This is a genomic window from Novosphingobium sp. (assembly GCF_027486195.1).
Classification (GTDB): Bacteria; Pseudomonadota; Alphaproteobacteria; order Sphingomonadales; family Sphingomonadaceae; genus Novosphingobium.
In genome coordinates this window covers 1-10,352 of sequence record NZ_JAIXPP010000005.1, presented here as the reverse complement: position 1 = coordinate 10,352, position 10,352 = coordinate 1, and the positions used below count along the sequence as shown (strand labels likewise).

Genomic DNA, 10,352 nt, shown 5'->3' with positions numbered 1-10,352 from the left:
AGCGTTCCGCCCGGCCTTGCTGTCGCCGCGGGCGGCGCGCTGGGCGCGTGGCTGCGCTACCAGACCAGCCGCCTGTTTCTTGCCACCATCGGGCCAGTAGCTGCCAGCGCTTTCCCCTGGGCCACGCTCACGGTCAACGTGTTGGGCAGTGCCGCGATGGGCCTCCTCGTCGGCTGGCTGGCGCGGCACGGGACGGGGGGCGAGGCATGGCGCCTGCTGCTCGGTGTTGGCGTTCTGGGCGGCTACACCACCTTTTCCTCCTTCGCGCTGGAGTTCGCGGTGTTCGTCGAACGCGGCGCACTGGGCCTCGCGGCAACGTATGTCGCAGTCTCGCTCGTGGCGGGCTTCGCCGCGCTGTTCAGCGGCCTCTGGCTGATGCGGGTGACGGCATGACCGGCCCCGGAAACGCGGATGACGTCCGCCAGTTCACTGTCGTCAAGGATGACGACGGCGTGCGGCTAGATCGCTGGTTCAAGCGCAACCTGCCCACCGTGGGCTTCGCCACCGTCTCGCGCTGGGCGCGCACCGGGCAGCTGCGCGTCGATGGCAAGCGCGCAGATGTCGATACGCGGCTCGAAAAAGGCCAGGTCCTGCGCGTGCCACCGAGCGGCAGCGCGCCCGCCGGGATCAAGGGCACGCGGCCCAAAAAGCCGCTGACCGAAGAGCAGATCGCGCTCGCCGAAAGCATGATCCTCACGCAGGACCGCGCCGCGATCGTGCTCAACAAGCCGCCGGGCCTCGCTACACAGGGCGGCAGCGGCACGCATGAACATGTCGATGGCCTGCTCGATGCCTATGCCGAGGAGAAGGGCCCGCGCCCGCGCCTCGTCCACCGGCTCGACAAGGATACCTCGGGCGTCCTCCTCATCGCCCGCACCCCGGGCAGCGCGGCATTCTTTTCGAAGCGCTTTTCGGGGCGCACCGCGCGCAAGATCTACTGGGCGTTGATCACCGGCGTGCCCGATGTAAAGGACGGGTTGATCGAACTTCCGCTCGCCAAGCAGCCGGGCACCGGCGGCGAGAAGATGATGGTCGATGAGAGCGAGCACGGCCAGTCCGCCCGCACGCGCTACCGCGTGATCGGCCGCGCGGGCAATGCCGCGTGCTGGGTCGAACTCCAACCGCTGACGGGGCGCACGCACCAGCTGCGCGTGCATATGGCTGCGATCGGCCACCCCATCGTGGGTGACGGCAAGTATGGCGGGCAGGCCGCGTTCCTTACCGGCTCGATCAGCCGCAAGATGCACCTCCACGCGCGCCGCTTGCGGATCGAGCATCCCGAAGGCGATCTGCTCGACGTGACGGCACCGCTGCCCGAACATTTCGCGGCGAGCATGGCGCAGCTGGGCTTCGAGGAGGCCGATGGCGATCTGCCGCTGGAGCCGGTCAAGCTGATCCCCGACAAGGTGATCGAGAAGCGCGCCGCCAAGGCTCACGCCAAGGAATACCGCAAGGAACGCCGGGGCGAGCGCCGTAAACGCATCGACGCCCCGCCCAGCGGCCGCACTGCGCCCAAGGCGCGAGCAGAGGTCAAGAAAGGCCCGGGCAGCAAGGCACCGACCGGAACCGCGCTCGCCCGCGCTTCGGCCGGGCGTGCCTCCGCCGAACGCAATGCGGCGGAACGCAGCGCCAACGGTGGCAAGCCGGTGCGCCGCGCGCCAGCAGCGGGCAAGAGCGGCGGCAGCAAGCCTCCGGCCGGCAAAGGCGGGGCGCCGCGCCGTAGCCCGAGGGCCTGATGCACCCCAATCCTGCCTTCCGCCCAAATCCGTCAAGCGATGACCGGTCGCTGTTTTCCGCGCTGATCGCGGAAGCCGGCTTTGGCATGGTGTTTCTGACCACACCGGACGGCCCGCGCGTTGCCCATGTGCCGTTGCTGCTGACCGAAGCGGGCACGCTGCGCTTCCACCTCGCGCTCGGCAACGCGCTCACCCGCCACCTCGATGGCGCACGCGCGCTGGCGGTGGTCAATGGGCCAGACGGCTATATCTCGGCGCGCTGGTACAGCGATCCCGATCAGGTGCCGACGTGGAACTACCTCGCGCTCGAGATGGAAGGGCCGGTGCGGCGGATGGACCGCGATGGCGTCCACGCGCTGCTCGAAGAAGTCTCCGCCCATCACGAGGCGCGGGTCACCGAAGGCACACCCTGGACCATGGACAAGATGGCGCGGATCAAGCGCGACCGGATGATGGACATGATCGTCGGCTTTGAACTCACGATCGAGGCCTGGCGGCCCACGGTGAAGCTTTCCCAGAACAAGCCTGCTGGAGAGCGCGCGCGGCTGATCGAAGGACTGAAAAGCGAAGGCAAGCTCGCGCTCGCCGCGCTGATGGAAAGGCTAGCGGCATGACATCACGCCTCGCCATCTTCGATTGCGACGGCACGCTGGTCGACAGCCAGGCCGATATCTGCGCCGCAATGGACGCCGCTTTTGCCGCGGCCGGGCTGACCCCGCCAGACCGCAACGCCACGCGCCGCGTCGTGGGCCTTTCGCTGCCCGAGGCAATGCGCCGCCTGCGCCCCGATGGCACCGGCGATGATCACACCTTGCTCGCCCAGCTCTACCGCGATGCCTTCCGCGAACGCCGCATGGCGGGCCAAGTGGCCGAGCCGCTTTACGAAGGCATCGCCGGATTGATCGAGGAACTGGCGGGCGCGGGCTGGCTGCTCGGCGTCGCCACCGGCAAAAGCGACCGCGGCCTTGTCCATTGCCTCGAATCGCACGGCCTTACCGGGCACTTCATCACACTGCAGACAGCGGATCGGCACCCATCTAAGCCGCATCCCAGCATGATCGAAGCCTGCCTTGCGGAAAGCGGCGCTGCACCGAGCGAGACCGCGATGATCGGCGATACCGCGTTCGACATGGCGATGGCCGTCAACGCCGGGGTCCGCGCGATCGGCGTCGACTGGGGCTACCACCACCCGCGCGAACTGGTCGAGGCGGGTGCCGAGGCAGTCGCCGGATCGATCGCCGAACTGCGCCTGCTGCTGAAGGGCATGGAATGAGCGAGCCGACGGAGAAGGATTCCGCCGGTGATCCAGCCGCCGCGCGCTTCGCGGTGCTGCAACTGGTGCGGCTTTCAGGCGCATTGCTCGCCTTTGCGGGTGTTCTGATCATTTCCGGCAAAGTCGGCTGGCTGCCGAAGCTGCCCGAGGCGGCCGGCTATGCGCTGCTAGGTGCCGGCCTCATCGACTTCTTCGCGGCCCCCGTGCTCATCGCGCGGCGCTGGAAAAGCCGTCCGTGAAGCGGTTCTACAAGGCCGTTACTGTTGCCGCCGAAGGCACCGGCTTCCGGGTCATGCTCGATGGCCGGCCCTTGCGCACCGTCGGCGGACACGCGCAGATCGTGCCGAGCGCCCCGCTGGCCGAAGCGCTCGCCGCCGAATGGGCGGAACAAGGCGAGGAGATTGATCCAGCGCGCTTCGTCTTCCGCGATCTGGCCGACTACGCCATCGATGTGGTCGTCCCCGGCAAGGCGGCGGTGGTGGAGGAACTCGTCCCCTATGGCGAGACGGACACGCTGTGCTACCGCGCCGAGCCCGACGAAGCGCTCGGCATCCGCCAGCGCGCGGCATGGGATCCACTGCTCGCCACTGCCGAGGCGCACTGGGAGGTGCGCTTCGTGCGTGTCGCCGGAATCATGCACCGCCCGCAGCCCGAAGAAACGCTGGCGCGCCTGCGCGAGGATCTTGCGAGCCGCGACGGCTTCACGCTGGCGGCAGTGAAGACTACGGCCTCGCTCGCAGCCTCGCTGGTGCTGGGCCTGATGGCGGTCGAACCCGGTGCGGATATCGATGCGCTGTGGGATGCGGCCAACCTCGAGGAAGACTGGCAGGCCGAGCTCTGGGGCAAGGATGACGAGGCCGAGGTCCGCCGCGCCCGTCGCCACGCCGCATTTGCCGCTGCCGCGCGGTTTGCCGTGCTGGCACGGGGCTGACCACACCTTGACTGATTTGCGACACATCGTAGCGGTTTGCCACACTTGACGCAGGCATATCATTCAAAAACAGATACTTAAGATCTCTCGGCTGCAAGATTACCGTCAAAATCGCCGCAAAAATTGTCATAAATGCATCACGGCCACTGCCTAGCCGCCGACCCGTCAATGGGGATCGGAAGGCAGTTTCTGACATGAGTACCACGGCATTTCGCGCAGCACTGCTGGCCACCAGCCTGATCGGCGTGGCGGGCTCTGCCCTGGCGCAGGTCGATCCTGCCAGCCAGGACGCGAAGATCGCCGCGCTGCAAGCACAGGTCGATCGATTGACGGCGATGGTCGAGGCCCTGCAGGCCGCCAACCATGCGCAGCCTGTCCAGGCGGCCCCCGCCGCAGCTCTTGCAGCATCGCCCGCTGCGCCAGCGTCCGCACCCGTGCAGCTTGCCGCCGTGGCGGCTCCGGCACCCGCCGTAGCGCAAAGTGCGGACAAGAAAAAGAAGGCATGGTACGAAAAGATCATGCTGCGCGGCTAAACCCAGCTGCGCATGAACGAGATCATTTCCGGTCCGAAATCCGCGCCCTCCGGCGTTTCGCGTCTGCGTTCGGTGCAGGATGCGGGGATCAATGAGAACGGCAATTTCTCGATCCGCCGCGCCCGCCTCATCGTGCAGGGCGATCTGTCCGACCCCGTCTCGCTCTACATGCAAGGCGATCTCGCCAGCGCCGTCAGCAACCAATCGGGCACCGAACGGCGCGCCGGCCGGGCGCAAGGCGATATCGTCCGCGCGCAGGTTCAGTAGAACTACTGAGCTGAAACCCAGTCCGCGATTTCGCCCGCGACCTTGTTCGCAGCGCGATTGAGCGCAGGCCCGATCACGTCTGGCTCGGCATCGACACCCGGAACCGTGCTTTCAAAACGCCGCGTCTCTATCCGCCCATCGGGCAGCCACTTCATCGCATCAAAGCGCACGACGGCCGAGCGCGTCGGCACATCGAAGCCCATGGCAAGCAGGCGGCCGCCGATGCGCGTGCCGGTAGTGTTGCGATCGATCTCGACCACCAGCCCCTTTCCGCGCGCGCGCAGTGTATCGGCAAGCAAGTGCTGGAAGGCGCGGCTCGGCCGCTCGACCCACTGTGTCCCCTTGATGTAGGCAACGCTGGTTGCATCGATCTGCACCGGAATGCGCAGCACCGAAACCGGCGCCGCCGCACCGGGTTCAACGACCACGGTCGCGTCGCTCAGCGTGCCGCTGCTGCTGGAACCGACCGCAGGCACCGCGTCCGATGTCAGGCTGAGGAACGTACCGGGCGGCTTTGCCCCGATACTGACGCAGCCCCCCAATCCGGCGCTGATCGCAGCCAGCACCACAAACGTTGCGGCAAAAGGTCGGGACATGCGGACGCTCATGGCTTGTAATCCGGCAGTTTGGGGCTCCCCACGACACTGCTGATGCCACGGTCGCCGATCTGGTCAGTCATCGCGCGGATTGAGCGCGAGGTTGCCTCGATATCGCGCAGCGTGGCCTCGAACGCCGGGAGGGTGCGCTCGTTGAACTGTTTCGCGGCTGGCTTGGTCTCGTCCATCGTCGCCTGAAGCGAATCCGCCGCCGCCTGCGCCGATTTGAGCGTCGCGCGCAGCTGCTTGGCAAGGCCGCTCGCCGGGTCGTTGATCGATGCGTCGGTCGAGGCCGCCAGCTTGTCCACTGTCGCCAGCGTGGTCGTCGCCTGCTGCAAGGTGAGTTGGAGTTCGGCGAGCGCCTTCTTCACTTCGGGCGAGGCGCTGGCGAGGTTGCCGGTAAGCTGGTCGGTGTGCGCGAGGATATTGGCAAAGGCCTTCTGGTTCTGATCGGACAGCACCATCGTCAGCCGCTCGGACAAGGTCGCCAATCGCTCCAGCAGCAGCGGCGCGTTCGAGAGGATTTCGCCGAGCCCGCTGCGCTTGGTCGGGATGACCGGCGCGCCGCCCGGCCCCGGCTCGTCAATCGGCGGCGCGCCCTTGATCGCGCCGGAGAGCTGGATGGTCGAGACGCCGGTGAAGCTGCCCTGGAGGCTGGCCGTGGTGCCCTGAAGGATCGGCACCTTGCGATCGATCTTGATGCGCACGCGCACGAAGCTCGGGTCCTTCTCCCACAGCGTGATGTCCTTCACCTGCCCGACCGGCACGCCGGAATAGGACACTTCCGAGCCCTTCGCGACGCCGTCCACCGATTGCTTGAAGAAGATGTCGTAGTCGTTCTGCTCGTGCTGGCTGAGCCGTGCGATCCAGATCAACAGCGCGGCCAGCCCCGCCATGAGTAGGATGGTGACGATCCCCACCCAGATATGATTGGCGCGCGTTTCCATCGGCTATCCCTATGCCTGATCACCAGCAGTGCCAAGGGCACCGTTGCGCTCGTTTGCCGCCATGGCCGCGCGGCCGCGCGGACCGTTGAAGTAGGCCTTGATCCACGGATGGTCGGTGGCGATCAACTCGGGGATCGTGCCCACCGCGATCACGCGTTTGTCGGCGATCACCGCCACCCGGTCGCAGATTTCGTAGAGTGTATCGAGATCGTGGGTGATCAGGAACACGGTGAGGCCCAGCGTCTGCTGGAGGCTGCGAATCAGCTGATCGAAGCCTGCCGCGCCGATGGGATCGAGGCCGGCAGTCGGCTCATCGAGGAACAGGAGTTCGGGATCGAGCGCGAGCGCACGGGCGAGACCGGCGCGCTTCTTCATGCCGCCCGAAAGCTCGCTCGGATACTTGCTGGTCGCTTCCGCCGGCAGGCCCGAAAGCAGCACCTTGTAGCGCGCGATTTCGTGGCGCAGTTCGTCGGTGATCTCGGGATAGAACTCACGCAGGGGAACTTCGACATTCTCCGCCACCGTCAGCGTGGAAAACAGCGCGCCGCCCTGAAACAGGATGCCCCAGCGGCAGCGGATATCGATATCGTCGTCATCCCGCGCATCGGTAATCGGGCTGCCGAGCACTTCGATTTCGCCCGCCTCGGGGATCTGCAACCCGATGATCGAGCGCATCAGCACCGATTTGCCGGTGCCGGATCCGCCAACCACGCCGAGGATCTCGCCCCGCCGCACATCGAGATCGAGGTTCTCGTGGATCACATGCTCGCCGAACGCATTCTTCAGGCCGCGCACCCGGATCGGAAACTGGTCCGCCTCGCTCCCCGGCGGGGGCGGCACGGCGCAGGCGGTGAGGAACCCCTCCTCGCTCATCCCCAGCCCACTTCCGAGAAGAACACCGCGAAGAACGCGTCGAGCACGATCACCATGAAGATCGCCATGACCACTGCCGCTGTCGTGCGCGTGCCGACTTCCTCGGCGTCGCTCTTCACCTGCAGCCCCTGAAAGCAGCCCGATGTGGCGACAATCAGGCCAAACACCGGCCCCTTGATCAGGCCCACCCACACATCGTGCACCGGCACCACTTCCTGGATGCGCGCGAGGAAGGTGAAGAAGGGAATGCCCAGCGTAAGCGCCGAAAGCGCCGCGCCGCCGATGATCCCGATCACCGCCGAATAGGTGCCGAGCAGCGGCATCATCAGCATGGTTGCCAGCAGGCGCGGGATCACCAGCGCTTCGATCGGCGAGACGCCGATGGTACGCATCGCGTCGATTTCCTCGGTCAGCTTCATCGTGCCGAGCTGCGCGGCAAAGGCCGAGCCGGAGCGGCCCGCGACCATGATCGCCGTCATCAGAATGCCCAGCTCTCGCAAGGAAAGCCGGCCAACGAGGTTCACTGTGTAGATCTCGGCACCGAACTGCCGCAGCTGCACCGCGCCCTGCTGCGCGATGACGATGCCGACGAGGAAGCTCATCAGGCCGATGATGGCGAGCGCGTTGACCCCCATCAGCTCCATCTGGTGCACCAGCGCGCGCAGGCGGAAACGGCCGGGATGGCGCAGCAGCACGCCGCTTGCCAGCACGATCTGCCCAAGGAAGCCGAGCACCAGCAGCATGCCCTGCCCCAGCCCGGCCATCACCTGCCCGACATGATCGGGCACGCGCAGCAAGATCGGCAGGCGGTGCGCCTCGACCGGGGCCGTGTTGTCATCAACCGCGCGGATTGCCGCGATCAGCCGCTCCGCCTCTGGCGAAGCGCCGGTGATCGGTGCGCCGAGGCGCTGCGACAGGCTCCACGCGGTCCACGCGCCCACCGTATCGATGCGTGTTGCATGGCTGAGATCGATTGCCGCAAACGGCCCTTCGAGCGCGCGCAGCCGGTGATCGAGCGTGCCGAGCGCGGAAACGGTCATCGGGCCGGAAAACACCAGCGTTGTCGCCCCTTCGGCGCCCTGCTCGGTCGAAAAATCGGCTGATGCCCGCATGGTAATGGCTTCATGCGGGAAATCGGCCAAAGCCGCAAGCACGGGCCGAGACCCTGCCCATCCGCGCGAATGCTTGCAGCGCCGTCCCTGCGATGGCAAGGCCCCGGATCATGAGCGATACGACCAATCCCGAAGCCAGCGAGGCCGGAGCCCTCGCCAAGACGTTCGAGCCCGCCGGGCTCGAGGCCAAGTGGTATGCCCACTGGGAAGCGAACGGCCTGTTCCGGCCCGAACGCCCCGATGCCGCGCCCTTCACCATCGTGAACCCGCCGCCGAACGTAACCGGCTCGCTCCACATTGGCCACGCGCTGGATAACACCCTGCAGGACGTGGTGATCCGCTATGAACGCCTGCGCGGCAAGGATGCGCTGTGGGTGGTTGGCACGGACCACGCCGGCATCGCCACGCAGATGGTGGTCGAGCGGCAGATGGAAGCGCGGCAGGACAAGCGCACCAACTACACGCGCGAGCAGTTCGTGGAGAAGGTGTGGGAGTGGAAGGCGGAAAGCGGCGGCACGATCACCGGCCAGCTGCGCCGCCTCGGCTGTTCGATGGACTGGTCACGAGAGCAGTTCACGATGGACCCGCACTTCACCAAGGCGGTGGTGAAGGTCTTCGTCGATCTCTACAATCAGGGCCTGATCTACCGCGACAAGCGGCTGGTGAACTGGGACCCCAAGCTCAAGACCGCGATTTCCGACCTTGAGGTAGAGACGCGCGAGGTGAAGGGCTCGTTCTGGCGCTTCAAGTACCCGCTGGCGGACGGCGCGGTGCGCGCGGACGGGCTGGACTTCATCGAAGTCGCCACCACGCGGCCCGAGACGATGCTGGCCGATATGCTGGTGGCGGTGAATGCCGAGGATGAGCGTTACAAGGCGGTGATCGGCCAGTATGTCGTGCAGCCGCTGACCGGGCGACGTTTGCAGATCGTGGCAGATGAACATGCCGATCCGGAGCTGGGTTCGGGTGCGGTAAAGATCACCCCGGGCCACGATTTCAACGACTTCGAAGTGGGCCGCCGCGCCGGGATCAAGGCGGGGGACATGCTCAACATGTTCGATGCCGAAGCGCGCGTGGTGCAGACCGCTGATGGGTTGGTGCCCGAGAAGTACCTCGGCATGGACCGCTTCGATGCGCGGGCGGCCATCGTGGAAGACATGAAGGCGGCGGGTATGCTGATCCCGCACGCGGTGAAGGACAAGGAAGGGAACGAAACCCTCCTCGACGCCGAGCCGCGCACGATCCAGACGCCTTATGGCGACCGCGGCGGCGTGGTGATCGAGCCGTGGCTGACCGACCAGTGGTACGTCGACGCCGAAAAGCTCGCCGTCGCGCCGATGGAAGCCGTGCGTTCGGGCGCGATCGAGATCGTGCCGAAGAGCTGGGAGAAGACGTTCTTCAACTGGATGGAGAATATCCAGCCGTGGTGCGTGAGCCGCCAGCTTTGGTGGGGGCACCGGATTCCGGCTTGGTATGGCTCGGATGGTCAGTGCTACGTCGCGGAGACCGAGGAGGAAGCGCAGGCCAAGGCCGGTGCGGACGTCGCACTCTCACGTGATGCAGACGTCCTCGACACCTGGTTCTCCTCCGCGCTCTGGCCCTTCGCCACGCTCGGCTGGCCAGAAGACGACCAAGCCCAACCTCCGTTCGTGTCGAGCGAAGTCGAGACACCTGCGCACGGCATCTCGACTACGCTCGATGCGAACGGGTTGGGGAAGAGGTCACTTCTCGCCAAGCACTACCCCAACGACCTGCTTATTTCCGGCTTCGACATCCTGTTCTTCTGGGATGCACGCATGGCGATGCAGGGGATTCATTTCATGAAGGAAGTGCCGTGGAAGCGGCTCTATCTGCATGGGCTGGTACGCGCGGCGGACGGGCAGAAGATGTCCAAGTCCAAGGGCAACGTGGTCGATCCGCTGGGCCTGATCGACAAGTACGGCGCGGATGCGCTGCGCTTCTTCATGTGCGCCATGGAAAGCCAGGGCCGCGACGTGAAGATGGATGAGCGCCGGGTCGAGGGCTATCGCAACTTCGCGACCAAGCTGTGGAACGCCGCGCGCTTCTGCATGGCGAACGGCATT

General features: G+C 66.2%; 13 protein-coding genes. 9 read left to right on the top strand and 4 right to left on the bottom strand.

The genetic code is table 11. The features are described from left to right. From crcB to Q0071_RS00940, 8 genes are all read left to right on the top strand, one after another. Positions 1-393, top strand: a 393-nt coding sequence (gene crcB, locus Q0071_RS00975; protein ID WP_298164276.1) for a fluoride efflux transporter CrcB, incomplete at its 5' end; no start/stop codon positions are given. Further along, positions 390-1,736, top strand: coding sequence for an RluA family pseudouridine synthase (locus tag Q0071_RS00970; protein ID WP_298164274.1), 1,347 nt, complete (start codon positions 390-392; stop codon positions 1,734-1,736). The genes crcB and Q0071_RS00970, both read left to right, overlap by 4 nt. Beyond that, on the top strand, positions 1,736-2,350 hold the full coding sequence (locus Q0071_RS00965; RefSeq protein WP_298164271.1) for an FMN-binding negative transcriptional regulator: 615 nt from the start codon (positions 1,736-1,738) through the stop codon (positions 2,348-2,350). Before Q0071_RS00970 ends, Q0071_RS00965 begins: the two co-directional genes overlap by 1 nt. Continuing rightward, on the top strand, positions 2,347-3,009 hold the full coding sequence (locus Q0071_RS00960) for an HAD-IA family hydrolase (protein ID WP_298164269.1): 663 nt from the start codon (positions 2,347-2,349) through the stop codon (positions 3,007-3,009). The genes Q0071_RS00965 and Q0071_RS00960 overlap by 4 nt, the downstream gene beginning before the upstream one ends. After that, entirely contained in the window at positions 3,006-3,248 is a 243-nt protein-coding gene (locus tag Q0071_RS00955) for a hypothetical protein (protein WP_298164265.1), read from the top strand. Before Q0071_RS00960 ends, Q0071_RS00955 begins: the two co-directional genes overlap by 4 nt. Next, positions 3,245-3,940 (top strand): ATP12 family protein, encoded by a 696-nt coding sequence (locus Q0071_RS00950; protein WP_298164262.1) that lies wholly within the window; start codon positions 3,245-3,247, stop codon positions 3,938-3,940. The genes Q0071_RS00955 and Q0071_RS00950 overlap by 4 nt, the downstream gene beginning before the upstream one ends. A 194-nt stretch (positions 3,941-4,134) precedes the next feature. Further along, positions 4,135-4,473, top strand: a complete 339-nt coding sequence (locus Q0071_RS00945; RefSeq protein ID WP_298164259.1) for a hypothetical protein — start codon at positions 4,135-4,137, stop codon at positions 4,471-4,473. A 12-nt stretch (positions 4,474-4,485) separates the two neighbouring features. Further along, positions 4,486-4,740: a hypothetical protein gene (locus Q0071_RS00940; RefSeq protein ID WP_298164257.1), complete on the top strand. Its 255-nt coding sequence runs from the start codon at positions 4,486-4,488 to the stop codon at positions 4,738-4,740. A 2-nt stretch (positions 4,741-4,742) separates the two neighbouring features. Here Q0071_RS00940 and Q0071_RS00935 read toward each other — a convergent pair whose 3' ends face one another. The 4 genes from Q0071_RS00935 to Q0071_RS00920 are packed head-to-tail and all read right to left on the bottom strand — an operon-like array spanning position 4,743 to position 8,268. Then, positions 4,743-5,336, bottom strand: a complete 594-nt coding sequence (locus Q0071_RS00935) for an ABC-type transport auxiliary lipoprotein family protein (protein ID WP_298164255.1) — start codon at positions 5,334-5,336, stop codon at positions 4,743-4,745. 8 nt (positions 5,337-5,344) lie between these two features. Next, entirely contained in the window at positions 5,345-6,283 is a 939-nt protein-coding gene (locus Q0071_RS00930) for an MlaD family protein (protein WP_298164252.1), read from the bottom strand. 9 nt (positions 6,284-6,292) lie between these two features. Further along, positions 6,293-7,156, bottom strand: coding sequence for an ATP-binding cassette domain-containing protein (locus Q0071_RS00925; protein ID WP_298164249.1), 864 nt, complete (start codon positions 7,154-7,156; stop codon positions 6,293-6,295). After that, on the bottom strand, positions 7,153-8,268 hold the full coding sequence (locus tag Q0071_RS00920) for an ABC transporter permease (RefSeq protein WP_298164246.1): 1,116 nt from the start codon (positions 8,266-8,268) through the stop codon (positions 7,153-7,155). Before Q0071_RS00920 ends, Q0071_RS00925 begins: the two co-directional genes overlap by 4 nt. 110 nt (positions 8,269-8,378) lie before the next feature. On the opposite strand from Q0071_RS00920, the gene Q0071_RS00915 reads away from it, so the two are divergent. Further along, on the top strand, positions 8,379-10,352 hold a 1,974-nt coding region (locus Q0071_RS00915; RefSeq protein WP_298164243.1), incomplete at its 3' end, for a valine--tRNA ligase.